General features: G+C 43.0%; 27 protein-coding genes and 1 pseudogene. 6 read left to right on the top strand and 22 right to left on the bottom strand.

From position 1 onward, the window contains the following. Positions 1-256: 256 nt before the first annotated feature. Together cysM and FHS10_RS21810 are read right to left on the bottom strand one after the other, a co-directional pair. Positions 257-1,129, bottom strand: a complete 873-nt coding sequence (gene cysM, locus FHS10_RS21815; RefSeq protein WP_259094713.1) for a cysteine synthase CysM — start codon at positions 1,127-1,129, stop codon at positions 257-259. A 140-nt stretch (positions 1,130-1,269) separates the two neighbouring features. Then, complete coding sequence (locus FHS10_RS21810) at positions 1,270-2,421, bottom strand: serine hydrolase domain-containing protein (protein ID WP_259094712.1); 1,152 nt, start codon at positions 2,419-2,421, stop codon at positions 1,270-1,272. Between the two features lie 381 nt (positions 2,422-2,802). On the opposite strand from FHS10_RS21810, the gene FHS10_RS21805 reads away from it, so the two are divergent. Continuing rightward, a complete protein-coding gene (locus FHS10_RS21805) occupies positions 2,803-3,879 on the top strand; it encodes a serine hydrolase domain-containing protein (RefSeq protein WP_259094709.1) in 1,077 nt (358 codons plus the stop codon). A 3-nt stretch (positions 3,880-3,882) separates the two neighbouring features. On the opposite strand, the gene FHS10_RS21800 is transcribed toward FHS10_RS21805, so the two are convergent. Genes FHS10_RS21800 through FHS10_RS21770 form a run of 7 tightly spaced genes read right to left on the bottom strand, consistent with a single transcriptional unit; the run spans position 3,883 to position 9,869 of the window. Further along, a complete protein-coding gene (locus FHS10_RS21800; RefSeq protein WP_259094707.1) occupies positions 3,883-4,659 on the bottom strand; it encodes a polysaccharide deacetylase family protein in 777 nt (258 codons plus the stop codon). Next, positions 4,653-5,699: a beta-ketoacyl synthase N-terminal-like domain-containing protein gene (locus tag FHS10_RS21795; protein ID WP_259094704.1), complete on the bottom strand. Its 1,047-nt coding sequence runs from the start codon at positions 5,697-5,699 to the stop codon at positions 4,653-4,655. The genes FHS10_RS21800 and FHS10_RS21795 overlap by 7 nt, the downstream gene beginning before the upstream one ends. Position 5,700: 1 nt before the next feature. Further along, positions 5,701-6,906 carry a beta-ketoacyl-[acyl-carrier-protein] synthase family protein gene (locus FHS10_RS21790; protein ID WP_259094699.1) on the bottom strand — a complete coding sequence of 402 codons (1,206 nt, stop codon included), beginning with the start codon at positions 6,904-6,906 and terminating at the stop codon, positions 5,701-5,703. Further along, positions 6,903-7,529: a hypothetical protein gene (locus FHS10_RS21785; RefSeq protein ID WP_259094697.1), complete on the bottom strand. Its 627-nt coding sequence runs from the start codon at positions 7,527-7,529 to the stop codon at positions 6,903-6,905. Before FHS10_RS21785 ends, FHS10_RS21790 begins: the two co-directional genes overlap by 4 nt. Positions 7,530-7,577: 48 nt before the next feature. Then, positions 7,578-8,699, bottom strand: a complete 1,122-nt coding sequence (locus FHS10_RS21780) for a beta-ketoacyl-[acyl-carrier-protein] synthase family protein (RefSeq protein ID WP_259094694.1) — start codon at positions 8,697-8,699, stop codon at positions 7,578-7,580. A gap of 33 nt (positions 8,700-8,732) precedes the next feature. Continuing rightward, positions 8,733-9,611 carry a lysophospholipid acyltransferase family protein gene (locus FHS10_RS21775; RefSeq protein WP_259094693.1) on the bottom strand — a complete coding sequence of 293 codons (879 nt, stop codon included), beginning with the start codon at positions 9,609-9,611 and terminating at the stop codon, positions 8,733-8,735. Continuing rightward, the gene (locus tag FHS10_RS21770; protein ID WP_259094691.1) at positions 9,612-9,869 is read right to left on the bottom strand and encodes an acyl carrier protein; all 258 of its coding nucleotides are present in this window, start codon (positions 9,867-9,869) and stop codon (positions 9,612-9,614) included. An 897-nt stretch (positions 9,870-10,766) separates the two neighbouring features. Between FHS10_RS21770 and FHS10_RS21765 the strand changes: the two genes are divergently transcribed. From FHS10_RS21765 to flxY, 4 genes are all read left to right on the top strand, one after another. Beyond that, complete coding sequence (locus FHS10_RS21765; protein WP_259094686.1) at positions 10,767-11,009, top strand: hypothetical protein; 243 nt, start codon at positions 10,767-10,769, stop codon at positions 11,007-11,009. After that, positions 11,003-11,371, top strand: a complete 369-nt coding sequence (locus FHS10_RS21760; protein WP_259094683.1) for a type II toxin-antitoxin system VapC family toxin — start codon at positions 11,003-11,005, stop codon at positions 11,369-11,371. Before FHS10_RS21765 ends, FHS10_RS21760 begins: the two co-directional genes overlap by 7 nt. A 107-nt stretch (positions 11,372-11,478) precedes the next feature. After that, positions 11,479-11,853 (top strand): holo-ACP synthase, encoded by a 375-nt coding sequence (acpS, locus tag FHS10_RS21755; protein WP_259094680.1) that lies wholly within the window; start codon positions 11,479-11,481, stop codon positions 11,851-11,853. Then, the gene (gene flxY / locus FHS10_RS21750) at positions 11,850-13,151 is read left to right on the top strand and encodes a flexirubin biosynthesis putative acyl-CoA ligase FlxY (protein WP_259094678.1); all 1,302 of its coding nucleotides are present in this window, start codon (positions 11,850-11,852) and stop codon (positions 13,149-13,151) included. The genes acpS and flxY overlap by 4 nt, the downstream gene beginning before the upstream one ends. On the opposite strand, the gene FHS10_RS21745 is transcribed toward flxY, so the two are convergent. The 13 genes and pseudogenes from FHS10_RS21745 to FHS10_RS21685 form a co-directional block, all read right to left on the bottom strand. Further along, positions 13,132-14,586: a cation:proton antiporter domain-containing protein gene (locus FHS10_RS21745; RefSeq protein WP_259094667.1), complete on the bottom strand. Its 1,455-nt coding sequence runs from the start codon at positions 14,584-14,586 to the stop codon at positions 13,132-13,134. The two genes, flxY and FHS10_RS21745, sit on opposite strands and share 20 nt — an antisense overlap. Further along, entirely contained in the window at positions 14,583-14,948 is a 366-nt protein-coding gene (locus FHS10_RS21740; RefSeq protein ID WP_259094663.1) for an ApeI family dehydratase, read from the bottom strand. The genes FHS10_RS21745 and FHS10_RS21740 overlap by 4 nt, the downstream gene beginning before the upstream one ends. 121 nt (positions 14,949-15,069) lie before the next feature. Further along, positions 15,070-15,696 carry a flexirubin biosynthesis protein LolB2 gene (gene lolB2 / locus FHS10_RS21735; protein WP_259094655.1) on the bottom strand — a complete coding sequence of 209 codons (627 nt, stop codon included), beginning with the start codon at positions 15,694-15,696 and terminating at the stop codon, positions 15,070-15,072. Next, positions 15,659-16,294, bottom strand: coding sequence for a flexirubin biosynthesis/transport protein LolA2 (lolA2, locus tag FHS10_RS21730; RefSeq protein ID WP_259094652.1), 636 nt, complete (start codon positions 16,292-16,294; stop codon positions 15,659-15,661). The genes lolB2 and lolA2 overlap by 38 nt, the downstream gene beginning before the upstream one ends. 269 nt (positions 16,295-16,563) lie before the next feature. Beyond that, a pseudogene (locus tag FHS10_RS21725) lies at positions 16,564-16,824 on the bottom strand (phosphopantetheine-binding protein); the annotation flags it as partial. Positions 16,825-16,834: 10 nt separating this feature from the next. Then, positions 16,835-18,076 carry an NAD(P)/FAD-dependent oxidoreductase gene (locus tag FHS10_RS21720; protein ID WP_259094650.1) on the bottom strand — a complete coding sequence of 414 codons (1,242 nt, stop codon included), beginning with the start codon at positions 18,074-18,076 and terminating at the stop codon, positions 16,835-16,837. A 106-nt stretch (positions 18,077-18,182) separates the two neighbouring features. Continuing rightward, entirely contained in the window at positions 18,183-18,608 is a 426-nt protein-coding gene (locus FHS10_RS21715; protein ID WP_259094639.1) for an acyl-CoA thioesterase, read from the bottom strand. Between the two features lie 72 nt (positions 18,609-18,680). Further along, a complete protein-coding gene (locus FHS10_RS21710) occupies positions 18,681-19,103 on the bottom strand; it encodes a hotdog family protein (protein ID WP_259094637.1) in 423 nt (140 codons plus the stop codon). A 106-nt stretch (positions 19,104-19,209) separates the two neighbouring features. Next, a complete protein-coding gene (locus FHS10_RS21705) occupies positions 19,210-19,467 on the bottom strand; it encodes an acyl carrier protein (RefSeq protein WP_259094635.1) in 258 nt (85 codons plus the stop codon). Between the two features lie 18 nt (positions 19,468-19,485). Continuing rightward, positions 19,486-20,709, bottom strand: a complete 1,224-nt coding sequence (locus FHS10_RS21700; RefSeq protein ID WP_259094633.1) for a beta-ketoacyl-[acyl-carrier-protein] synthase family protein — start codon at positions 20,707-20,709, stop codon at positions 19,486-19,488. Positions 20,710-20,811: 102 nt separating this feature from the next. Next, on the bottom strand, positions 20,812-21,540 hold the full coding sequence (gene flxB, locus FHS10_RS21695) for a flexirubin biosynthesis SDR family reductase FlxB (RefSeq protein ID WP_259094624.1): 729 nt from the start codon (positions 21,538-21,540) through the stop codon (positions 20,812-20,814). Between the two features lie 32 nt (positions 21,541-21,572). Further along, a complete protein-coding gene (gene flxA, locus FHS10_RS21690) occupies positions 21,573-23,141 on the bottom strand; it encodes a flexirubin biosynthesis tyrosine ammonia-lyase FlxA (protein WP_259094621.1) in 1,569 nt (522 codons plus the stop codon). A 464-nt stretch (positions 23,142-23,605) separates the two neighbouring features. Beyond that, a complete protein-coding gene (locus FHS10_RS21685; protein ID WP_259094619.1) occupies positions 23,606-24,025 on the bottom strand; it encodes an FxLYD domain-containing protein in 420 nt (139 codons plus the stop codon). Between the two features lie 186 nt (positions 24,026-24,211). On the opposite strand from FHS10_RS21685, the gene FHS10_RS21680 reads away from it, so the two are divergent. Continuing rightward, complete coding sequence (locus tag FHS10_RS21680) at positions 24,212-25,399, top strand: DUF2062 domain-containing protein (protein ID WP_259094616.1); 1,188 nt, start codon at positions 24,212-24,214, stop codon at positions 25,397-25,399. The last annotated feature ends 3 nt before the right edge of the window (positions 25,400-25,402 follow it).

Here is a 25,402-nt window from a genome sequence, read left to right as displayed (position 1 = left end):
TAAGGCTGTTTAAAGCACAAAGCATCGCCATTAGGAGTTGTAAACCCCGGGGGGCTCTGAAGGTGAAAATGATGTAAAACCAGTACTCTCTATCCTGTCATTCTGAGGAACGAAGAATCTTCTTCACTATAAAAGTCTGTAATTAGCAGGGCGAAGAAGATCCTTCGTTCCTCAGGATGACAAACATTTTTTACAAAACGTCATGGGTAGACACGAAGCACCGCTACAAGGTCGCGGAACTTTAGCTGTTTATATTCTACCCAAACAATTCGCTGCTTAAATACCTGTCGCCACGATCGCAGCAGATAAATACAATTACGCCTTCGGTTAATTCTGATGCTAATTTAATGGCCGCTGATAACGCGCCTCCGCTGCTCATACCCGCAAACACTCCTTCAACTTTGGCCAGTTTGCGGGCCATTTGGGTAGCTTCTTCCTCGCTGATATCCAGCACCCTATCCACTCTTGATGCGTCAAATATTTTGGGCAAATAAGCGGCAGGCCACCTGCGGATACCGGGGATAGACGAACCTTCGGTCGGCTGGCAGCCTACAATTTGTATATCGGGATTTTGTTGTTTAAGATAAATAGAGTTACCCATGATGGTGCCGGTTGTACCCATGGCACTCACAAAATGAGTTATTTTACCTTCGGTATCGCGCCAAATTTCGGGACCGGTAGTTTTAATGTGTGCGCCATAATTATCAGGGTTGGCAAACTGGTTTACCAGGTAAAACTCGCCGGTGGCTGCTTTTTCCTCGGCGTAATCGCGGCAAAGCTCAATGCCTTCAAGCAACGTTACTTTGGCGCCAAAGGCTTCCATGGTAAGGGTGCGCTCGCGGGTTGAGTTTGATGGCATTACCAGTTCAATCTCTAAATCAAATAAACGGGCTATCATGGCCAGGGCTATGCCGGTATTGCCGCTTGTTGCTTCAATTAATTTAGTGCCAGGCTTAATATCGCCCCTATCAATAGCACTGCGGATCATGTTGAGCGACGCGCGGTCTTTTACACTCCCACCTGGGTTATTCCCCTCCAGCTTGGCAAAGATCTGTACATTGGGGTTGGGGTTAAGCTTCTTTATTTCAACCATAGGCGTGTTGCCTATCAGGTCTATCAATGTGGCCATAATTTGTTTTCCTTTAGATGCTGTACAACGGGATAACAAGCGTGCTTCCCATTTATTTGGAAACAAAATTAGCAGGATTATTTATTTTGCCGCCAAAAGCAGCGGTTCAAAATCCAAAAGCTTTTGAATTGACGCTGAAATTACTTTCCGGACTGCCTATCCAGCTCCCGCTGAATATTGGCCTGTAAATCGGTAAGCCTTTGCTGGCTGATGTTGTCATTCACAATAATGATATAGCCCAGATCTTTCCCCGGGTAAAACATGCACAAGGTATTAAAGCCAATGCCGGTATGGCCATCGTGATAAATAATCTTTGTGTTTTTATAGTCGGTATCTATCATCCACCCTAAGCCAATGGCGGTACTATCCGGGTGGGTAAATGTGGGTTGGTGCATTAGCTTTAGCGCCGGCTCCTGTTCGGTTAAATTGGCCTTTATATATTTAAGCATATCGTTGATGGTGGAGTTCATGCTTGGGCCATTATAGTAGTCTGTTAAATTTAAAAATGGCTGGGGCTGATTATTGCCGCCATAACCCTGCGCCAATCTATCAGAATGAATATCAATCTGGGTTTTGGTATCGGCCATATTTAAATGTGTTTTTAAATAATGCGTTACCAGCTGCTCATAAGGCTGACGGTAAACGCGTTCCAATAATAAGATTAACACCATCATTCCATTACCATTGTACCTGTATTTTGTACCGGGGATGGTATCTGGCTTTAAACTGTGCAAATCTTTCAACAGGCTATCTGCACGGTACACGTCATAAAAATGAAGCTGATCTGGCAAACTCAATTTGCGTAAGCTATCTTTTACTGCCTTCGGGAATATATGCGCTTGCCCCGGTAAACCAGAAGTATGGTTGGCCAAATTAATAAGGCGAATAGGCTGGCCGTTAAACTGCAGGTTGGGATAATTACCGGGCAGATATTTACGGATGTCGTCATTTAAATTTACTTTCTTTTCAATAACAGCTTCAGCCAGCATGGTAGTTACAAAGGTTTTGGCTACCGAGCCCAGGTTAAAAAAATTATCGGCAGTTGGCAGTTTGCCAGTCCCTTTTTTAACCTCGCCATAATTGTAGGTATATGCTTTGCCATCTTTATAAATACCGATAGACAGGCCGACAGTATTTGGTGTATCCATATAGATCTTAGCGCCCTTATCAACAGCCGAATCTAATTTGCTTTTAAGCTGATTGTCGCTTAATAACGGCTTGCTGCTTTGCGCGTGGGCAGTAAAAGATATTAAGCTTAAAAAGAATGCAGCGATAGGTAAACAGTTTTTCATTTTGATTGATTATAGTTTGCAATATGAAAAAACTGAAATAATTAGGACACTGTTAAATGGCAGAAGGCTCGGAAAACCCGGTAAAATGGTGAGAATCGTCGGCAAACGCCGGGGAAATCACTTTTACCCCCAATGTAGTGAATTCGTGTTATCGGTAAGGCTCCATTTTTTGAGTTAGACACGAATGTCCGCCGACGGGATTACAATTTAATCGAATTTCACGAATTTTGGAATTGATCGATAGCATAAATTAAAACATTAGTATTAAGTCAAAAAATTCGTGTTTACTTAAATTAAGCAACAAAAACGTTTTGAACCCCGATAGCATTTTTTATCAAATTGGAATGATGTACCTTTATATCAACAATTAATACACATCCCGTGCACCAAACTTTGTCATTATTAAAAGGGGCTGTAGTAGCCGTGGCTATTTTGATCTTTAATGGTGTTGCTAATGCGCAAACCTCAGCATCGTTAGACTCAATGACCCGTGCCATTGAAAGACAGGGCTATACCAATATCCACAGCGTATTGATAGCTAAGGGTAACAAGTTGGTTTACGAACATTATTTTAACGGGTTTAATGCCGATTCTTTGCATGATTCCCGCTCTTCATTTAAATCAATCACCAGTTTATTGACGGGAATAGCCATTGATAAAGGATTTATCAAAAATGTAGATCAAAAGGTTTATAGTTTCTTCCCGGAGTATAAAAGTTTTGCCAACCCTGATCCGCGTAAACAGCAGATCACCATTAAAAACCTTTTGGAAATGCGGTCTGGCTTCGATTGTAATGAATGGGTTGATGACGGTAAGGATTGCGAAAGCGAAATGGAACAAACCAAAGATTGGGTTAAGTTTTCTTTAGATCTGCCGATGAAGAGTGATCCCGGTACTGTCTGGGCTTATACTTCATGCAATCCCATGATCATAAGCGGCATTATCAAAAATGCCACCCATATGTCGGTCATGGATTTTGCCAAAAAGTACCTGTTTGAGCCGCTGGGAATTACACATTACCGCTGGACGGTTGATGCCTCGGGTAACGGCGCTACCGCCGGTTCGTTTTTTGTGCGGCCGCAGGATATGGTGAAGATAGGACAAATGGTTAAAGACGATGGATTATGGCAGGGCAAAAGAATCGTATCTGAAAAATGGCTTAAAGAATCGACCACGGCCACTATTCCCATTCCCGATTTTTCATTTACAAAGATCAGTCGCAGTAAGATAGCGATACCGCAGCCTGCTTATTATGGTTATTACTGGTATAACGAGCAGGTAAAAACCAAAGCCTATACCGAGGATGTTCTTTTTGCATCGGGGAATGGCGGGCAGTATATCATGATCATTAAAAGGCTTAGCCTGGTGGTGGTATTTACACAAGGGAATTATAATAACCGGAAGGCCAAACAGGCATTTGATATTTTAACTAAATATATTGTGCCTGCTTATGAGTAAAAGCTAATCGGCATAAGCGGGTAATCCCAGCATTTTGTCTACCCTCACAATCTCGTACCCCATGGCTTTGGCCTGTTCAATAAATTGGGGCAATATTTTAATGGTTACATCGCACTTTTCATGGAAAAGGAATATGGTGCCGGGTTTAATGCGGCTAATCACCTTTATCAGGAGCTTATCGGCATCTTTAGCCATGGTATCGTAAGATCGTACATTCCAGCCAATGGGGAAATACCCACCTTTAATTATGGCGTTTTTTAAATTGGGATTCATTACCCCGTAAGGCGGGCGAAACAGGCGCGGCCTTTTGCCGATGGCGCGGTAAACTTCAGTATCCATTTGCTGCATTTCGGCCAGCATTTTAGCGGCAGGGAGCAGGTCGAACAAAGCGCCATGTGTAAAACTGTGGTTACCAATGAGGTGACCATCGGCATGGAGTTGTTTGATTACAGATTCATTCCCGGCAAGACGTTCACCGATGCAAAAGAATGCGGCCTCTACATCGGCATTCTTTAGGATCTGCAAAACTTCGGGTGTGCCAGGTGACATGGGGCCGTCATCAAACGTAAGGGCTATTACCTTTCTGTTTGTTTTTGCCGAGCAGTACATCGGCATAAAAAAACCGGAGCTTACAAAATAGCAGCCGTAACTTACAATAAGAGAATACACCAATATGATTGCAGCATATATCATCCAGTTTACACCTTGCATTTTATCGGCCCAAATGGTAAAAGCCAGCAGGAGGATAAACGCGATATTGGTGTTTTTGAATGTTAGCACGCCGATAACAACATTAAAGAATGATGGGTGTTTTGGTAATGATTGTAGATAAGGATCCTTTTGATTTTAGCTGTGTGTGCAGTAGCTGGATCGGCATTTTGCCCCATTAGATGTACCGCATACCACAACGCAAAGGCCGATGAGGTTGGATATTCGCCGCAAAGGTGTTTATACTTCACCACGTTGCAATAATTAAAAAGCGAGTTTTCCAAATAGTGGTATACTTCGTCATTTTTAACATCCCCGTTATCGCCGGTTATGACCAGGCTGATATCATACATGCTCAGACCTCCGTTCGCGGCCAAAAAAGCCTCAATTTGGGATTCTATATCAGCAAAATCTTTAGGCTTGTAAAAGGTGGTGACAGCTTCCAGCTTAGCCAGGTCTTTTTCCGACGATTCATTACTCAGCAGGAAAAACGCCGAGCCTTCGCCCGCAATGGTTCCTTTGGTGCCGTAATTAAACAAGTGGAGGTTAGATACCGGTCCTTGTTTATACAGGCCGAAACGGCCCAGGATAATGTGACTGATATCGGTGATCTCATCAACACCGCCAACTAGTATGTTTTTAGCTTCGCCCTCCTGCAACAACATTTGTGCATCAAGCAAAGCGTGCTCAAATGACGCGCCGCCGCTTACAAAGGTGTTATTATATTCATGGCAGCCAATAAGTAAGGCAACCTGTGCCGCAATGGTATTATGGGTAGATTGGATGAAGGATGTTGGCGTAAGCATCTCCTCGCCGCGTTCGGCCATTTTACTTAAAAATACGCCGGTATCTTCCAGGCAGCCGTAAGCTGTGCCGGTAATAATGGCATCGGGCAATGTTACACCGGCTTGATTAAGGCAGGCCATAGCAGATGCCACGCCCATTTTGATCACCCTGCTCATACGGCGGATGAGTTTTGGATCGATCAACTCTTTATAATCGGGCGTAATGCAATTTAAGCGGTTACCTTCATGCGCAACCACCTCGCCCGGAAAGGCGGCGTTACCGAATGTTTTTTGAGGCGATATATTTCCTGTTGAGCGTATATACATATCAGGCCTCCAATTTTGAAAATATGAGTGATGAACAGTTGCCGCCAAACCCAAAAGAGTTTGATAGTACGTGTTTTAAATTTGGCTGTGTTGAAAATGCAGTTTCGGGCCTGAATGGCAGATCGGCAATCTGGGTTTCAAACCTTAGGTTTGGATAAATAAAGCCCTGCTGAACCGATAGGGCTGAAAATACAGCCTCGATGCCTGCGCTTGCCCCTAAGGTATGGCCGGTAAATGATTTGGTGGAGCTCATTTTAGGGAAATGCGGTTCAAACAACCGCTTGATGGCTGTCCCTTCGGAGTTGTCATTGTTTTGGGTGCCTGTGCCGTGCAGGTTAATGTAGCCAATATCGGCAGGATTTAATCCGGCCATTTTCAATGCGCCTTCCATCGCCATAAATGAGCCTATGCCATCGGGCGATGATGCGGTTTGGTGATAAGCGTCGTTCGCGTTACAATATCCGCCCAGGGAGCAGTATAGTGGCCCTTTAAGCGATGCTGCCACGCGCTCAGATACAAGTGTAACGTAACCCGCCCCTTCGCCAAGGTTTAAGCCCCGGCGGTTGGCATCAAAGGGCTGACAATATTCGGTATCTAAGATCATCAGCGTATTAAATCCGTTAAGCGTAAAGCGGGTAAGCGCGTCTGTACCGCCGGCAATTACCACATCAAGGATGTTATTTTTAATGAGCCTTGCCCCGTACATGATGGCATTGGCCGATGAAGAACAGGCAGTACTTATGGTACTGATATAGTTTTTTATCCCCAGCTCATCGGCCACCAGTTCGGTAACCTTGCCGCATTCGTGATTAACCACGTTACGCAAGCGACCAGCCTGGGGATTTGCATTGAACTGCGTAAAAAAGTCTTCGGTTTTATCCATACCGCCAACTGTATTGGCTGATATAAAACCGCTACGAAGCGATGAAAAGTCTTCGATCCCGGCATTGTTCAGGGCTTCCCGGGCAGCCACCAAACTCAACATAGCCGTGCGGCTGATCCCCGGTTTAAAGCCCGAAAGCGCCACCAGTTCATCATTGCTCAGCTTAACTTCGGCAACCGGGAAAGTATCTTTATGAGCCGTATCCAGGTATTTTAGTTTATCGATACCTGCCCGGCCGTTTTGGAGCGCATTGAGGCATTCGGCAGTGTTATTGCCTATGCCCGAAATTACGCCTACGCCGGCTACATAAACAGGTGCGCTCATATTTTATTAAACTGGTAAATGTTGTTCATATTATCGGGAGTAAAAGGTACCGATATGTTGTTTTCGCTTTTCTCTACCAGGAATAAAACCGCTTTGTAGTTTTCCTGTAACAGATCAACCCAGCCACAAATGCAGGCCTGCAAAATATTGTTATTTAGCAAATACGCTACGTATTGGTGTACAAACGCGGCGTCAAACTGCTCAAAAACAAAGAACGCGTTTTCGCCTTTGAATTTATTTTTAATACTGATCTCGCCTATCACGATATTGGGCAAAGTGTAAACGAACAAAGCTGGACTGGCAACTGTTTTTGCCCCCTCAAAGTATTTGATATCCGCATCCAAACTGGCATTGGCATTGGTAAGCACAATCCCCATCTCATTTTCTTTGTATCGCTCTGCAAACGGATGCCCTTTCAGCAAAACCTCCGAGGCCAAAAGGCCCAGTTTTGACAAGCCATCCATTTTATAAAACTTAGGATACTTTACCTCCAGGAATTGATATGCTGATAGCAGGAACTCCGCGGTATCAGTATCTCTATTTTCAAATACAGCATCGCCATTGCCATAAATCGTATTATCGGTTATAGTAGCATAGCTTGTTATATATAGGTTATCTGTCAAGTGTTTATTTATGATCGCTTTCAGCCTTAGGCCTTCCGCTTTAAGCTCTTATTTAGTTAATATTATCGCTGCATTACAACCACCAAAACCCGATGCTGTTTTAAGGCAATTGGTTAAATTGGTTTGCACCAATAGCGCTGCTACGTTTATGGGCTGTGTTACCCCAAGTGCATTAAACCCTTTTGTGGGTATAATGGTATTTTGTTTTAAAGAATGGATAGCAATAATGGCCTCGATCAATCCCGACGCGCCCAACGTGTGCCCATAATAGCCCTTCAGGCTGTTTACCGGAATGTTTTGCATGCCGGCCAGGTTAATGGCCTTGGCTTCCATCTCATCGTTGTAAGCGGTAGCGGTGCCATGGGCCGATATAAAATCAATTTCACCAGGTGATAACCCCGCGTTTTTTAAAGCCGCGTCGATAGCGTAAAAAAGTTCCTCCCCGGTTTTGGATGGGCCGGAAATATGGTTGGCATCGTTACTAATGGAGCCGCCTGCCAGTTTAATATTGCCCGCGTATTTAGGGTTTGATGAAAGGATCACCGTGCCCGCACCCTCTCCTAAATTAATGCCATCCCTTGTAGCATCAAATGGTTTACACGGTGCCGCGCTGATGGCCTGGAAAGATTGAAACCCCGATAGCACAAAGCGGGTGATTACATCCGCCCCAACCACCACTGCATTTTCATATTGCCCGGTTTGCAGCAGCCGTAACCCTGTGATTAAAGCTACCAGGCCCGAGATGCAGGCATGCGATACGATCAATGGTTGGTTAACAAAACCAAAGTTTTCGGCAACAATTTTTGCCGAAGTATGCAGGGCAATCCGGTCTGCCAGACCGGGGTCATCACCCGCTGTTTCCAGCATGCTGATATTGCCCTTGGTGGTTGAAATAATAAGCACAGTCTTTTTGTCTGTAGCATTAACATCGCAACTCTTCAATGCATCCGCTACGGAAGCAATAAGCAATTGCTCAAACTTGGTATGGTTATCGTTAGCTATAAATTGATCTTTGGAAAATAGCGAAGCGTAGAAAGGAGACGGGGACCTGTCTGCATCATCATGCTGTTTCACCCCGGAGTTGCCTTTAACAACCTGTTCAAAGTTTTGGGCAGCGGTGTAGCCAATCGGCGATGTAATATTATCAGCAACAACAAAAACATTATTCATTACTTACAAATAACTCCTCTCATCAAATTGTTTTTACTGCCAAAAGTTATAATAGTTATACCATTGCTCAGGATACTGATTCACGTATTTTTCCATTTCGGCCACAAAATCATCAGTCATTTGCGCTATCCCGGTATCTTTGCCCAAATGTAAATATTCCTTAATTGTGCTGGAGTAAAAATGGTAATGATACTTGGTTTCTTTCATGGCAAAAACATAAGCCACCGGTACTTTGAATTTAGAAGCAAGAATAAACGGGCCAAGCGGAAACTCGGCATCTTTACCCAAAAACTTTTTGGTAATGGTTTTATTGCCTTCCAGGTAACGGTCGGCATGCATGCAAACCAGCTCATTATTCTGGAAAGCCTCATTGATCTTAAAAATATGCGAAATATCATCCTTAATCACAATAATATTTACCCGGTGCTTGCCGGTGGCCTTATCCATAAAGGCTTTAATTTGCTGATCCTCGCCATCAAACATCACAATGTTTATTTTGGTATCAACATGGCTTAGCAGGTTGCCCGCTATTTCCCAGCTGCCTATATGGGCACTTAGCAGCAGGCCACCTTTTTTGAGCGCGGCTATCGCATCCAGGTTATGCCGGCCATCAAATTCAAAAGTGAACTTATGCGGCATGCCCGACATAACCACCACTTTGTCAATAATGCTTTGGCCAAAAATGTAGTAATTCTGATAAACCTTAAAAAGTGATTTGATGCGGCCATAACCCAGCCTTTCGTGAAAATAGTAGTAGATACTTTTTGACGATTGATAGGAAAAAACCACATAATAAAAGGAAACGAATCTTAAAAGGAGATAAGCGGGTGTTACCCCGGCGGTTTTTAAGATTGCCAGAAATATGGAATACCCCCAGGGCTTACCTTTTGATTTTCCTTTCCAGGACGACATTTAAACAAGCTCCTTTGGCTGTACTTTAGCGGCTACGTAATCGTAAAAATCCTGGAAGGTAACAATACCGGTAAAATCTTCGGGCTGCACCTTAAACGCGAAGTTGGTTTCAATTACCACTACCAGGTCAATATAGTCAAGGCTATCCAAACCAAGGGTATCTTTTAAAACCGCATCGGGAGTAATGGTATCAATATCCACCTCAAATTCTTCAGACAGGAAAGAATTTATCTTCGCAATGATCTCTTCAGTTTGCATAATCTCGTTTAAATTAATCAGCTAAAATTGGTCAATCAGGGTAAACCAAAATTAGTGTGTAATAAGTTGTAAAATTGTTAAATATGTATTTAGTTTATTTTAAACACCATATGCATGATGTTCTTAATTTGTTAGTTGTAACTATTTATTATAAAGAACGATTTAGGTAATTCTCGCCAGGCTGTTTTGGGGTACCAAGCCCTTTAAATCCAATGCTTTAAAATATTCCGTACCGCCCAACCGTTCAATCCACTAATCCCCACTCCCCGGGAAAATATTAATAAGCCCTGATTAATTTAATTAATCAGGAAATTTCACAAAAGTACAAAATAATAAAAACATTTAAGTGTGTTTTGTGTATGGTGCCGGGAAATCGCTTTTAGCCACAAGTAGTGAATTGTGTTATCTTAAGGCCCCTTTTTTTGAGTTAGACACGAATGCCCGCCGACTCGGTTACAATTTAATCGAATTTCACGAATTTTGGAATTGATTGATAGCACAAATCAGGGCAAACGCATCTAAATAATTAACGGGGATAAGCTGCTATTTAGTAATAAGTAACGGAATAAGCTTAAGTGGTCGGGAAGATAAAAGCATCAAACTATACCTTGTTCTTATGTAGATGATCCAGGTATCGAAGGGACTTGTATTAGTCAACAACAGGCACAAATATCCGGATGTGCCTAAATTGTGATACATCAGTTTTGTGTTAACCTTGTTAAAATATAAAATATTGATTATTAGATAATTATAAATCTCTATTTCTGAAATGTGTTAAGTTATGTTAACCCAATTAGATGCATTTGCCCTGGTATAGTGATCCATGGGCTATCTGATCCCTTTTGGTCCGACATATGATCAGCAAAAATTGTATATTTGGATATATTGTTAAATACGATGTACAAGCAAATTTTAATTCCCGATAAAAAGAATCATACCATTGAAATGCCGGAAAGGTTTTTTGGCAAAAAAGTGGAAGTGATAGTTGTGGAAGTAAGCGATCATAATTCCTACAATCTCCCCACACCACCCGAGGCGAAAAAGATAAACGTAAAAGAATTGTTCGAAGACTTTGGCTCAGCTCCCGATTTTCCGTCGGTTGATGAGATCAGGGCAAAAGCGTGGCCTTCTAAATGGTAATTTTTGATACTAATATCCTTATTGAACTTTACCGGGGTAACCTTGCCGTAAAGAAAGAAATTGAACTTCTGAACACCAACATATTTTATATTAGCAGCATCACTGTTGCCGAGTTTATGGTTGGGGCAAAAGATAAAGTCGATTTTAAAAGAATTGAAAATCAGCTGAGCAAATACACCCACATTCCAATTAACACAGATATTACCGAGATCTTTATCGATCTTTTTAAATCACTTACCTTAAGCCACCGGCCAGGGATAGCAGATACCCTTATTGCTGCCACTGCGCTCTATTACCACCTTCCGCTTTATACACTCAATAAAAAACATTTTCAATTTATCCCCGGGATAACGCTGGTATAAATTACCTTTTCAAAGAACGATAAAATATTATTTTTGTACATGACAATCAAAACCACCTATTGGTTACGATAGATCATCAAATAAATTTAACTAACAAAAACTGATAGATGGTTGCCGGTGTTGGGATAGATATGATAGAGGTTGAGCGCATGGCTGCCAAAATTGATAAGGGCAGCGGCTTTCGTGAATTGGTGTTTTCTGAAAAGGAAATAGCCTACTGCGAACTAATGACCGATAAATACCAGCATTATGCCGCGCGCTTTGCTGCCAAAGAGGCTTTTTTTAAAGCCCTGGGCACGGGTTGGCTAAACGGTACTTCGTTCAACGAAATTGAGATAGGCAATAATGCCGATGGAAAACCCGAACTTACACCCATTGGTCAAACAGCCGAAACATTAAAGGCATTCGGGCCATTAAAAATTTCTGTATCATTAACCCACCTTAAAGCAATAGCATCTGCCATCGTAATTATAGAAAAGTGACCGAGCAAACATTACATACATCATCCTATCAATCGCAGCAACAAATTGCAGCCATGCAGGAGCAAAAACTGCAGCAGCTTTTAGTATATCTAAATCAAAACTCCCCCTTTTATAAAGAGCTCTTTGCCGCCAATAACATCGATGTTGAGGTAATCAAAACATTAGATGATTTGAGGTTGATCCCTACCACGGTAAAAGAAGACCTGCAAAAGCGCAATGATGATTTTATGTGCGTAAGCCGCGATAAGATCATTGAATACAGCTCAACATCGGGCACACTGGGCAGCCCGGTTGTGGTAGCCTTAACAGAAAACGACCTTCAGCGCTTAACTTATAACGAGTACAGTTCCTTTATTTGTGCCGATGGCAAGCCGGATGACGTTTACCAGCTGATGCTCACTTTAGACCGGCAGTTTATGGCCGGCCTTGCTTACTATTCGGGTATCCGTAAAATTGGCGCGGGGATTATTCGTTTAGGTCCGGGTGTGCCTTCTTTACAATGGGATACCATTTTAAGGCTTAAGCCAACCGCTATTGTAGCTGTGCCATCGTTTATTTATAAGCTGATTCAGTACGCTAACGAGCATAATATCGATATCAATTCAAGCTCCGTTAAAAAAGCGGTTTGTATTGGCGAAAACATCCGTAACACCGATTTTTCGCTCAATATCCTCGGCAAAAAAATAACCGACGCCTGGAATATCCAGCTATATTCTACCTATGCCTCTACCGAAATGCAAACCGCGTTTACCGAGTGCGGGCAGGGCAAAGGCGGTCACCATCAGCCCGAGCTGCTGATTGTTGAACTGCTTGATGAACACAACCAACCTGTAGCCCCCGGCGAACCGGGCGAGGTTACCATTACCACCCTTGGGGTTGAAGGGATGCCGTTACTCCGCTATAAAACCGGCGATATTTGCCAGTATTTTGATGAGCCATGCGCATGCGGTCGTACCACGCTGCGGCTGTCATCGGTTATCGGCCGTAAAAAGCAAATGATTAAGTTTAAGGGTACCACACTTTACCCGCCATCGCTTTTTGACTTGCTGAATGGCATGGAAGAGATTCTTGATTTTGTGGCCGAAGTATATTCGAACGAAATTGGGATGGACGAAGTACTGCTCCATATCCTCCCCGTTAATTATACTGATGAGTGCGACCGGAAGATCAGGGCTAATTTACAGGCCCGGTTAAGGGTTAGTCCCCATGTTACCTATGTACAGTACGATGAGATCCAAAAAATGCAGTACAAGGAATCAGGCCGTAAACCGTTTAAATTTATCGATCGCCGGCTATAGCCGGCTCCTCTTCTTCGGAAATGTTCTCTTCTTCTGGCGTTTTGCCGAAGGCCTTGTCGAGCAGGTTTAAGATTGGCACCGTCATGATGGTAGTTACCAGCGCCATGATCACCAGCATGGCAAATACCTCTTTATTGAGTACGCCAAGGTCGTAACCAATATTTAACACAATCAGCTCAACCAGGCCGCGGGTATTCATAAGCGCACCTATAGACAGGCTGTTTTTCCAGCTTTGGCCAATAAATTTTGCGGCAGAGGCGCTGCCAACAAATTTGCCGGTGATAGCCACCAGGATAACCAAGCCGCAAGTACCCCACAGGTAAATGTTGTTCAATAAGCCTATTTGGGTACGCAGGCCGGTAAAAACAAAAAACAGGGGCAGCAATAAAAACAACGCCACATCTTTTATCCGCTCAATAAATACGCTGCGGAAGGTAATATTATCGGGCATTACAATACCAGCCATAAACGCGCCAAAAAGCGCATGGATGCCAATGGCCTCTGTAGCATACGCCGATATGATCAGCGTTAAAAAAAACAGGGAAACCGGAATGCCCAGGTAACCTGGTTTAATATGATGCGTGTATACTTTTTTTAACAAAGGCTTTACCGCTTTTAACATGAGTATCACATAAGTAACCGCCATTAAAACGGTATAAACAAAACTCATGACCGAGCCGGCCTTTACTACTGCTATTACAATAGTGAGCAGACACCAGGCGGTGATATCATCGGCCGCAGCGCAGGTAATCACCAATGCGCCAAGGCGGGTTTTATTGATACCCCTTTCCTGGCAAATGCGCGCCAACACCGGGAAGGCCGTAATGCTCATAGAAATGCCCATAAACAAGCCGAACGAAAAGAAAGGGATACCAGCCGGGGCAAGCGAACGGTAAATGTAATAAGCCAACCCAAGACCTAATGTAAATGGAACAACTATACTGGCATGGCTAATAACAATGGCATCTTTACTTTTATTTTTGATAGCCCGCAGATCAAGCTCCATACCTATAACAAACATGAAAATGATCAATCCTATCTGGCTTAGGAACTGCAACGAGCCTAAAGAAGCTACTGGGAAAATGGTATGTGAAAATGCAGGGAGAAATCGCCCGACAAGGGATGGGCCTAAGGCTATCCCCGCAAAAATTTCGCCTATAACACGAGGCTGCCCCAGTTTTTTGCATACCCAGCCCGCCATATTGCCCGCTATAATAATAACGGCTATCTGTGCAAGCAAAGTAGCCAGCGGACCGGTAAGGTTTTTAATAAAGCCATCCATAAACTGATGAAACGGACTTTTACTACTGGCAGCAAGCTTAACAATATGCCGGCCTTGTTCAAGGCTGTCACCCGCCATTAGCACGTAGTAAATGAGGAAGGAGAATACTCCTAAAAGGATAACGTAGAAAAATATGTTTCTGAACTGCTTCATTTTTTGAATACTCCCTTAAATTTCAAGAAAGTGGATGTATCATGCTGAATAACGGCGGTAACGTTTATAGCATCAAATTCATTTACAGCATAGGTTATCTGCATATTGGCGGTACGGTTAACCAGGGGATTAAGTATCGCTAAAAACTTCATATCAACAGCTTTTAGCAGCTTGGTTTTTGCACCTATAACGCTCTCTAAAACCTCTTTAACCATTTGCATCATACAAACACCAGGCACCACCGGCTGCCCGGGAAAATGCCCCTCAAAAATCTGGTGAGCGGCATTAAGAGTGATGGTTGTTGTTGCTACGCTGCCATCTGTTTGGGGTTGCGTATATTGAAAAAAAGTTTCCTGCAGCATTTTTTAAGCTTAAGGCCGAAAGCTTAAAGCTTAAAGCATTGAATCTTTAGCCCTGAACTATCAGCTTGTTATATTATCTATGATTTTTTTAAGCTTTGAGCCTTAAGCTTTAGGCTTTCAGCTATCGCTCTATTTTTTTTAAACCGATGGTAAATTTAAAGTTTTTATGGTCGATACCGATGCTATCCGGCACCCCATTTTTATAGCCCGTCATGGTTGCCACGGCAACGGGTTTTCTTTTTGATGATTTTTCCATCCGGATTAAAGTATCGCCAGCTAAATTGGTGATATAATAGTTAGCTCCTTTCTGCTGAGGTAATACATAGTATAAATGGCTGCTATCCTTTAGCATATAATGCTCACGGCTGCCCTGTTGGCGCAGTAATATCAAATCAAAATCCTTCATCAGCGTTTTGATGACAGGTCCTTTATCCATTTGCGGGATGATGGAATATACCTTAAAGCTGCCATCTTTCAGAAAAGCAAAATCGAAGAACTTAACCCCCATCTCACTCGAAAACACAATGCGGGTACTGCTGTCGGGCATAATTTTCATTAACAGCAGGCCGCTTAGGTGGTGGCTGGTTACATTGATTTCGGCGTTGTAAAGCACTACAGAAAACTTTGGCCTGAATTTGTAGATATGGTCAAAATTCCCGGCTGCCGGCTTCAGGTTTTTATAAACCGAGGTGCAGCTAAACAGCAAGCAGCTACTTAGCAGCAAAAAGCGCGTCTGGCAGTATCGCATTGATCTCTTTATTTAAAAAGTGAATGGTGGTGTTATCGCCCGACGGCTCTTCCATATCGATATTGCTTACCGAATTATCCTTTTTATCAACCGAGATATTGATGCTTTTAAAAAAATCTTTGATCCCCTTTGATAACGGCGAAAGCTCAACAAGGTAACTGCTTTTGTTTTCAAATACCTTCACCTTAAAATCGGGATTGCTGAGGATGGTTCCCTGCACACAATCCACAATAATCCTGTTGATCTGCTGAAAGAGTTTGTTTGATTTGGTGTTGATCTTGTTTTCTTTCTGCTCATCCTTTACCAGGATATTATCCTTGTTAATGATCATCAGGTATTTTGATGGACTGGTATATTCCATCCGCACCATGTTATCCTTTTTAAACCAGAATTTTCCCTTGGACGTGATCTTTTCAGCAAGCATGCTCAGGTTTTTCTCCTGCACAAAGTCACTTTTTATGCTGGTTGTTTTTTGAGCGGTAGCGGTAAATTGGGCTTTAAATGCAGATAGGTCTGTAAGTTGGCTGTAACCTGCATGCTGCGCATTGGCAGTAATTGCTGCCGATAATATGACCAGTATGATGAATGCTTTATACATAAAGTTTATACACGTTTTATTTACAATAACGCAGTGGCGTTTGAAGTGTTGTTTTGGGTTATTTAGACAGGCGAGCGTTAAATCATCATGTCATTGCGAGGCACGAAGCAATCGCGAACTGTACAAGGCGGCTCTGTAAAGCATGAGATTGCTTCGTGCCTCGCAATGACATAGTGTATTTCCAGACTTGCGAAGTTTTTAAAACTTCGCAAGTCTTTCCCCTGGTTGTTTTTCCCGTCTTAACTCTTGATTCTAATCTCTTGACTCTATTACGCTGCCTGGTTAGCGGTTATATACTCGGCCATAGTACGTACAGACTGGAATACCTTTGGCCCGTCCTCGGCTTTGGCAAGTTTTATTTTGTAGTGTGATTGCATTAAAACAATCAGTTCCAACACATCGATAGAATCTAAACCCAATCCATCGGCAAACAACGATTCATCATCGCCAATGTCAACCGGTTTAAGGTCCTGTAAGTTCAATTGTTCTATGATCTGTTCTTTCAGATCATTCATTAATTTGTCCATTTTATGTTTCTGTTTAGCTAATCTGTCCGCTTAGCTGAATAACTCTTGCTAATTTCTTTATAGCCTTATCGTGGTTTTTCACAAATGGGTTCTCTAAATCCCACACATACCCTGCCAAAACAGAGCAGATCTGGTTTTTAATCTCCGGCACAAAAGTTTCGGAGAAAAAGATGGTATCCAGTGTGCCTTCATACCATGCATTTACATAGGAACGAAATACATCAACGCCCTGCATTACTTTATCGGTATATTCCTTTTCCCAGTCAACATCTTCGCCCTTAAGCTTACGGATCACCAGCTTGGCTGCATTTTGGCTTGATACTGTGGCCAGCGTAACGCCCGATGAAAATATCGGATCTAAAAATTCGGTTACGTTACCTGTTAATACAAAGCCTTCGCCATGAAATACATCTGTTGTGCTGCTCCAGGCTTGTAATATCCGGGGATCAAAAACAAACTCGACATCTTCAAAGCGCTCGCTAAGGTAAGGGTCAGACGCGATAAGATTGCGCAGTTTTTCATTGTCGGTTTCGCCTGCTACATCATTAAAAAACTCTGGGTTGCCTACAAAGCCTAAAGATGTGACGCCACTTGAAAATGGGATGATCCAGATCCATACGCCCGGTTTATGAACTACAATGGTAATGCGGTTTGGTTCTTCATAAAGATTGCGTTTAAGGTCGACAGTGTGTGCAAACAAGGCTTTACGCTCAGACATGTTTGAGGGTTTATCTAACCCAAACAGCTTTGGTATCACACGACCATAACCGCTGCCATCAATAATAAACCGGGCCTCTATCTGGCTTTGGTTACCGTAGATATCCTCAACCGTGGTAACCGAGTCAGAACCATTGAATTTTATATCAGTAACGCTCGTTTCGTAATTTACGGGGATGCCCATTTGCTCGCAGGTATCGGCCAGTGTTTTATCAAACTCGGCGCGTGGTACCTGCCAGGTCCAGTTCCAGCCATCGGTAAACTGGTCAGAAAAGTAGTAGTCGCAGATCACGCCGTTTTTAACAAACTTGGCCCCAAACTTTTTTTGAAACCCCTTGGCCTCTACCGCGTCCACAAAGCCGGCTTCTGTTAATGCTTCCATGCAGCGTGGCAACAGGCTTTCGCCTATTACAAAACGGGGAAATTTTTGCTTTTCAACAATTTTAACTTTAAAGCCTGCTTTATTCACTATAGAAGCAGCCACAGTACCCGCCGGACCAGCGCCAATTACCAACACATCAACTTTTTCGGTTTTCATCTATTTAAATTCTGGTGTTATGAGTACTGCCCGGGCTTTGCATTGCCTTAAGCGTTAATTTTATTATTGTTTCTGTCGAGCCTTGCCTACTTCCTAAAAATACCACTTAAGCTAAAGAATGTTTCTTTTTCCACTCCTCAAAAAAAGGCGGATTGGTTAGCTGCAGTACAAAATTATCGCGGCTTAAAAAAACCTGCACTGTTGATGCCGTAACTACTACCTCGCCCGTTGCCGCGTTTAATAAGCGATAATTAAAATTAAGGCGCGCGGCTTCGCTTGGTATGTATTCGGTTTCAATAATTACACTATCGCCGTACCGCAAAACCTGTTTGTATTTGCAGTCAATACTTACAATTGGTGTAACATACTCATTATTGTAAACAGTGAGGTAGTCTATACCAAAAGCTTTACCAAAAGCCTCGCGGCCATCTTCAAAATAACGTACATAGTGCCCATGCCACACAATACCCAATGAGTCTACCTCGCTAAATTTTACGATTATTTCTGTGGCGTGCTTCAGTGTTTTCTGCAATGTTGTTTATTTGATAACCAGGAATTAACCCCGGTACTAAGTATATAATTATAAAAGATCCAGGTTAACTTATTATTGTTGAATTACAAAAACTTTCATCTGGCACCGGGCCAATATTTCATCACCGCGTTTTACCTTGCCAGATATCAGCGTAACATCAAATATTTGATTATCAATAATAATTTCAGTTTCTAAGATATCATTTATTTGGGGCAACCCAAACACTTCAAGGTTTTTAATGGCACCGATATAGCCAATCGCATCGGCTTTTGTTTCGTTTAAAGCAATGTAACCGGCCCTTGCCGCCGCCGTTTGCGCTATGTTTTCAACCAATCCACATTCGCCAAATTCACCATCTTCAACCAAAACATTATCTGCTTTCACACAAAAAGTAGTGCGGCTGCTATTTTCGTCGCTATAAATCAAATGATCTATCATCACAAAGGGGTGTTTTTGTGGGATCAGGTCGGGCGTGTTTGCAGGAGGGATAAACATATGTGGCAGAACGTTAAAAACTTTGCAGGGCTTACTGGTTAATCAAATACAGAACGAAGAACGCTCAATTACATACAAGCGGAACTATGTTCGTTAATATCAAATGTTAAACAAGTTCTTTGGCGTTCACCTTGGTTTCTACATATAGGTAAAAATCCTGGAAGGTAACAATGTTCACAAAATCCTCGGGCTGTACCTTAAAGTTAAAATTACTTTCAATTACAACCACAAGGTCAATATAATCAAGGCTATCAAGCTCAAGTGTGTCTTTCAATACGGCCTGGGGTGTGATCTTTGTAATATCGATCTCGAACTCTTCGGCCAGGAATTCATTGGTTTTAGCTATGATTTCTGAAAATTGCATAAGGTGGTTTAGATAAGGTTAATCAATATATTTTTTTATGATCAGGGACGAGTTGGTGCCACCAAACCCAAAAGAATTTGATAAAAACACATCGATGTTTTGCTCAATTGTTTTGGTGGCGATGTTTAACTTTTCAGAATCCTCATCAGGCGTCTCGAAGTTAATGTTTGGTGCGATGAACGAGTTTTGCAGCATTAACATAGAGTACACTATCTCGCTGGCACCAGCCATCCAGCATTCATGCCCGGTCATTGATTTGGTTGAGCTAACCAGTGGTTTGCTTGATCCAAAAACCTCGTGGATAGCTTTAGCTTCACTGGCATCGCCGGCAGGTGTTGAGGTGGCATGGGCGTTAATATAATCTATATCCGCAGCACTCATACCCGCGTCTCTTAAAGCCATAGCTAAAGAACGTACGGGGCCGCCAACAGTTGGGTTTGAGATATGACCACCATTTGATGAAAAGCCGTAGCCAACAACCTCTCCTAAAATGGCAGCTCCACGGCGTTGTGCCGATTCAAGGCTTTCTAAAATTACGGTTGCAGCCCCTCCGCTGGGCACAAGGCCATCCCGGCTGCGATCAAACGGACGTGACGCTTTGGTTGGATGCGCCTCATGTATAGAGAATGCCGAAAGAGCATCGAAACTCCCCATCGAAAAATGGTTAAGCTCCTGCGCACCACCGCATATGATACCTTCCTGTAAGCCGCTTTTTATTAGGTGATAACCCAGGCCAATGGCATGTGAGCCGCTGGCGCAGGCCGCGCTAACGGTTAGGTTAATGCCTTTTAATTTAAATATGGTGGCCAGGTTCATGCTCACGGTGGAGTTCATGGTTTGAAAAACCGCCCCTGAGCCTACCAGCATGGTATCTTTTTTTAAACGGATGGTGTCAATACATTCTATCACAGGCTTGGCAGAACTATCGTTGCCGTAAAGCACACCAACTTCGTTCTGATCGAGATAATCCATATCTATCCCGGCCTGCCCTAATGCTTCAATAGTGGCCATATAGGCATACTCTCCCTGTTCGGGTAGCATGATGCGTGCTCTTCTGTCGAGCTTTTCTTTCAGGTTGGGCCTTTCAACAAAACCGGTTAAGCCAGAACGGTAACCGAACTCTTTACGCTGTGTATCTAATAATATTCCCGACCGGCCCTGGAATAGCGAATCTCTTACATCGTTAAGGTTTTTGCCTATACACGAGTAAATACCCATTCCCGTAATCACAACTCTGTTCATAACACTATTAGCGGCTTAATCAATTACAAATACTTTTAAAACTAATTAAAATTACTTAACGATTGAAATTTTAAAATGATGCTTTTGTGAATAAACAATTAATTAGGAATACAGGCCTCCATTAACAGAAATTACCTCGGCAGTGATGTAGGAGGCCTCGGGCGATGCTAAAAAGCCCACTACGGCCGCTACCTCTTCGGGAGTACCGAACCGTTTAATAGGGATCATTGCTTTAAGTTCTTTTTCATCAAGGGCTTCGGTCATATCGGTACGGATAAAACCAGGAGCCACGGCGTTAACCGTAACACCGCGCCGGGCAACTTCCTGCGCCAGGGCTTTGGTTGCCCCAATAACGCCGGCTTTTGCAGCCGAGTAGTTAACCTGCCCGGGCAAGCCTTTTAAGCCTGATAGTGATACCACATTAATTATGCGACCGAATTTTTTTACCAGCATACTGTTTAACACCACCTGGGTTACGTAAAAGAAACCGCCCAGGCTAGTATTTAAAACGCTGTCCCACTGCTCATCCTTCATCCACATCATCAGGGTATCGTCTTTAATGCCGGCATTGTTTACCAGCACTTCAATATATTTTTCTGTATTGGCCTCAATCCAGCCACCTAAAACGGTGCGGATATCTTCCTTTGCGGCTACATCAAATTTGATGATCTCGCCGTCTCCGCCATTTTCTTTAATGGTGGCTAAGGTGTTTTCGGCTTCGGTTTGGTTGCTTTTGTAGTTTACCAATACATAATAGCCCATTGAACCCAGTTTATGACAAATTGCCTTGCCTATCCCTCTTGATCCGCCTGTCACTAATGCACATTTCATATGTTATCTGCTAAAATATTGAATGCTAAAAACTATAATACGGCCGAGTTTCTCTTCTTGATCAGGTGAACATGCTCCGATTTTTCGAAGTATTGTTTAACCCTTGCCAGGTCTTTATACTTAGGGGCATCCTCCACAAACTTAAGGAATATGGCTCTCAGATCGGTATACACCAGGTGTGTTGTCGGCGATAGCTTCTCTGAGCAATCCAGGTGATCAATAGCCTGCAGCACCGACATCATTTGAATAGCCAGAACCTCAAAAGTATTATCAATCACTTTTTTGGTGATGAGCGCCGCGTTGCAGCCCATACTCACAATGTCCTGGTTATCATTATTATTGGGGATGCTGTGCAGGTACATAGGGTACGCTAAGGTCTGATTTTCGGCCGTGGTTGATGTAGCCGTAAACTGCATGCCCTGCATCCCGAAGTTAAAGCCCAGCACACCAAGGTTCACAAACGGCGGGAATTTGTGGTTCAGCTTATCGTTAAGGATATAGTTAAGCTGCCTTTCAGACAGCATACACAGCTTGGTGATGGCTATTTTTAGCTTATCCATAGCCAGCGAAACATAGTCGCCATGGAAATTGCCGCCGTGGAAGATGTTTTTATTCTCGTGGTCTATAACCGGGTTGTCATTCACCGAGTTAAGCTCATCGGTAACTACGCGCTCTACTTCAAAAATGGTATCATAAACGGGGCCCAACACTTGTGTTACGCAACGTAACGAGTAGTATTCCTGTACTTTATCTAAAAACACTTCCTGGTTAAGGTTATCGGGGTTGTACAAATGCTCGGAGCGGTCGCGGATCATTTTGCTACCGGTAAGTACATCGCGCATAATGGCGGCAACTTCGTTTTGGCCCCTGTGGTGTTTTACAGCATTGAGTTCATAAGAGTAATGATCATCATAAGCCTGCACCACTTCGTTCATCATGGCCGATAATACTACCGACCATTCTAACAGTTTTTTTGCCTGGATGATGTTCATCATACCAATTCCGGTCATGGCCGATGTGCCGTTGATGATAGCCAAACCTTCCCGTATCTTAATGATAAGCGGCTCTATGCCAAGCTCTTTAAATACATCTTCTGTAGCATGCTGTTCGCCTTTGTAGCTTAGTTCGCCTTCGCCAATGAGTACTAAAGCCAGGTGAGCTAACTGTACAAGATCGCCGGATGCGCCTACGCCGCCGTGTTCAAATACGTTGGGAGCTACGTTTTTATTGATCAAATCAACCAATAATTTAGGCAGATCGATATGTACGCCGGAACGGGCCTGTACAAAACTATTGAGACGGGCTATCATTAAAGCCTTAACTAACAGGGGCTGCATTAAATTGCCACCACCCGAAGCATGACTGCGGATGAGGTTATATTGCAGCTGCAGCAGATTTTCTTCACTTACTTTGTATTGCGCCATTGGCCCAAAACCAGTGTTGATACCATATATCAGTTTGTTGGAGGAGAAGCCCTGCAAAAACTGGTAATTAACCTCCACATTCTTTACAACCGATGCATCTAAACCAATTTCTTCCCCATCAAACAGGATTTTGGAAAAATCATCGGCAGTAAGATACCGCCCCCCTATATGTATCATGAACTATAAATTATATTTAGATAAAAACCGGTAAATTTCAATAAAAATTCACCCAAAAAACGTCCGAAAATAGGATAAAATTTTCAAAAAAACGGTTAATATTTGATGCAATATTGACGAGAGCCATCCCGATAAGGTTACAAACGGATTAGAATTTTTTTATTGCTGGTTGTTAATTAAGGAAAGGGAGTATGAGGAAAAATAAACCGGGGCTTTTTGTTTGCTAATTACCAATGCAACTTCAACGGTGTTCCACCGGAACGGGTGGAACACGTGGAACGCTTTGGAACACATTTCTATCAGTAATCAGCAAGTTGCGTTTTTTCAAAAATGAAACCGGTGGAACACTTTGAAGCTTCTCTATCAGTCACTTACTTCAATAATGGTTAAAATTAGTGTAAACCAACCACAGTACTAATCAATAAAAGTAAACCTATTTCAGAACGAGGTAGGGTGACGAACGCTTACCGGGCACTTTCAATGCGCAGAGCGGCTTCGTTCAGGGAATCGTCATTGGCAGAGAGCACCACCCGGGCTGGCAGGTCGGCTACGGTTGGGAACAGGTAGGTGGTTTCCACATCGTCGCTGTCGCCGGGTTTAATTTCATTTTCGGGGTCAACTTTTGATTCGGCCAGTTTGTTGCCAATGGCATCGTAGTAGTCGGCTTTTAACTGTAGGTTACCAATATGCTGCCGACCGGTACGCCTGATGGTTGCTCGGATGTGGAACAAGCCCTGGCTCTGGTCGTATTTATCTGTAGCCTGGGTAATCTCCACACCTTTAAGGCTATTATTAACTTCTATACTAACAGCCGTATCGCTTTCGCTCAAATTGCAGCTGCTCAGGAAAAGGCTTACCATTATCAACACTATCAGGGCTTTCATATGCTTTTCTTTTATATGTACCTATAAGGCAAGCGCCGTGCCAAATCACGAAAGTGCTTAATTATTAATTAACACCCCCCGCGATCATCAAAAAGTAAATGAATACCTCGCACTCATCAGATAAAACACTAATTTTGTTATGTCGAAAAATGTGGTTTTTAAATTGGTAACAATTAAGGGTAATTAATGAACAGTGCAGACTTAGTAAGTAAACGGTTTGATGAATTGCAGGTATGTGTAATTATTCCTACCTATAATAACCACCTTACCCTGGCCGGCGTAATTAACGATGTATCGGTCTATAGCAACCATATTATTGTGGTAAATGATGGCTCAACCGATGATACTGAGGTAATTGTGAAAACTTTCCCTGCTGTGCAGTTCATCAGTTATCCCCAAAATATAGGTAAAGGCTGGGCGTTGCGCCAGGCATTTGCTTACGCGATGAAAAAGGGTTACCAGTACGCTATTACCATTGATTCTGACGGGCAGCACTTTGCCAAGGATATCCCCGCGTTTTTAGATAAGCTTGAAAACGTACGCGATGCCATCATTATTGGTTCCCGCAATATGAACCAGGCGGCTGTGCCGGGCAAAAGCAGTTTCGGGCATAAATTCTCCAATTTTTGGTTTTGGGTAGAAACGGGCATTCATTGCCCCGATACCCAATCGGGTTTCAGGTTGTACCCATTGTATCTGTTACAGGGATTGAAGTTTCACACCGCAAAGTACGAGTTTGAGATTGAGGTGATTGTAAGAGCTTCGTGGCGCGGGGTGCATATGGATTCGGTACCGGTTACGGTTTACTATGCACCTAAAGAGACCCGGGTATCGCACTTTCGGCCCGTTACCGATTTTTCGCGGGTTGGTGTGCTTAACGCCTTCCTGGTGATCATCGCTTTTGTATGGATCAAACCGCGCGACTTTTTCCTTAACCTGCTAAAAAAAAAAGGACGTAAAAAGATAATAGCATCGTTATATAACCCCAACGATAGCGACGAGGTAAAAGCCTTATCCATAGCTTTTGGCGTTTTTATGGGGATAGTGCCCATCTGGGGTTTCCAGTTAATGGTGGCTATCTTTTTATCCATCATATTTAAGCTGAACAAAGCATTAGTGGTGTTCTCGGCCCATATCAGTATCCCACCCATGATCCCGGTCATTATATTTTTAAGCTACAAGGCCGGCGAGCGCTGGATGGGCGATAGGGTTACCGCCATGGAATTTAACGCTAACATCTTTGGAACTATAGGAGCGCACCTGGAGCAGTATATTTATGGCAGTCTTACTTTAGCCGTGGTGGCCTCGCTTACGGTGGGTTTGGTAACTTATGCCCTGCTCAAAATATTAAAAAAGTCACCGGCTGCACTGTAAGCC

This window comes from Mucilaginibacter dorajii (assembly GCF_024808255.1).
GTDB lineage: Bacteria > Bacteroidota > Bacteroidia > Sphingobacteriales > Sphingobacteriaceae > Mucilaginibacter > Mucilaginibacter dorajii.
The sequence above is the reverse complement of the archived record's forward strand: the minus strand, read 5'-3'. Positions and strand labels throughout refer to the sequence as shown.

What these genes read in the sequence shown, in the direction of transcription:
- cysM (WP_259094713.1), bottom strand. Translation starts at nt 1,129, where the DNA reads ATGGCCACATTGATAGACCTGATAGGCAACACGCCTATGGTTGAAATA.
- FHS10_RS21810 (WP_259094712.1), bottom strand. Translation starts at nt 2,421, where the DNA reads ATGAAAAACTGTTTACCTATCGCTGCATTCTTTTTAAGCTTAATATCT.
- FHS10_RS21795 (WP_259094704.1), bottom strand. Translation starts at nt 5,699, where the DNA reads ATGTATATACGCTCAACAGGAAATATATCGCCTCAAAAAACATTCGGT.
- FHS10_RS21790 (WP_259094699.1), bottom strand. Translation starts at nt 6,906, where the DNA reads ATGAGCGCACCTGTTTATGTAGCCGGCGTAGGCGTAATTTCGGGCATA.
- FHS10_RS21780 (WP_259094694.1), bottom strand. Translation starts at nt 8,699, where the DNA reads ATGAATAATGTTTTTGTTGTTGCTGATAATATTACATCGCCGATTGGC.
- FHS10_RS21775 (WP_259094693.1), bottom strand. Translation starts at nt 9,611, where the DNA reads ATGTCGTCCTGGAAAGGAAAATCAAAAGGTAAGCCCTGGGGGTATTCC.
- FHS10_RS21770 (WP_259094691.1), bottom strand. Translation starts at nt 9,869, where the DNA reads ATGCAAACTGAAGAGATCATTGCGAAGATAAATTCTTTCCTGTCTGAA.
- FHS10_RS21765 (WP_259094686.1), top strand. Translation starts at nt 10,767, where the DNA reads ATGTACAAGCAAATTTTAATTCCCGATAAAAAGAATCATACCATTGAA.
- FHS10_RS21760 (WP_259094683.1), top strand. Translation starts at nt 11,003, where the DNA reads ATGGTAATTTTTGATACTAATATCCTTATTGAACTTTACCGGGGTAAC.
- acpS (WP_259094680.1), top strand. Translation starts at nt 11,479, where the DNA reads ATGGTTGCCGGTGTTGGGATAGATATGATAGAGGTTGAGCGCATGGCT.
- FHS10_RS21745 (WP_259094667.1), bottom strand. Translation starts at nt 14,586, where the DNA reads ATGAAGCAGTTCAGAAACATATTTTTCTACGTTATCCTTTTAGGAGTA.
- FHS10_RS21740 (WP_259094663.1), bottom strand. Translation starts at nt 14,948, where the DNA reads ATGCTGCAGGAAACTTTTTTTCAATATACGCAACCCCAAACAGATGGC.
- lolB2 (WP_259094655.1), bottom strand. Translation starts at nt 15,696, where the DNA reads ATGCGATACTGCCAGACGCGCTTTTTGCTGCTAAGTAGCTGCTTGCTG.
- lolA2 (WP_259094652.1), bottom strand. Translation starts at nt 16,294, where the DNA reads ATGTATAAAGCATTCATCATACTGGTCATATTATCGGCAGCAATTACT.
- FHS10_RS21720 (WP_259094650.1), bottom strand. Translation starts at nt 18,076, where the DNA reads ATGAAAACCGAAAAAGTTGATGTGTTGGTAATTGGCGCTGGTCCGGCG.
- FHS10_RS21710 (WP_259094637.1), bottom strand. Translation starts at nt 19,103, where the DNA reads ATGTTTATCCCTCCTGCAAACACGCCCGACCTGATCCCACAAAAACAC.
- FHS10_RS21705 (WP_259094635.1), bottom strand. Translation starts at nt 19,467, where the DNA reads ATGCAATTTTCAGAAATCATAGCTAAAACCAATGAATTCCTGGCCGAA.
- FHS10_RS21700 (WP_259094633.1), bottom strand. Translation starts at nt 20,709, where the DNA reads ATGAACAGAGTTGTGATTACGGGAATGGGTATTTACTCGTGTATAGGC.
- flxB (WP_259094624.1), bottom strand. Translation starts at nt 21,540, where the DNA reads ATGAAATGTGCATTAGTGACAGGCGGATCAAGAGGGATAGGCAAGGCA.
- flxA (WP_259094621.1), bottom strand. Translation starts at nt 23,141, where the DNA reads ATGATACATATAGGGGGGCGGTATCTTACTGCCGATGATTTTTCCAAA.
- FHS10_RS21685 (WP_259094619.1), bottom strand. Translation starts at nt 24,025, where the DNA reads ATGAAAGCCCTGATAGTGTTGATAATGGTAAGCCTTTTCCTGAGCAGC.
- FHS10_RS21680 (WP_259094616.1), top strand. Translation starts at nt 24,212, where the DNA reads ATGAACAGTGCAGACTTAGTAAGTAAACGGTTTGATGAATTGCAGGTA.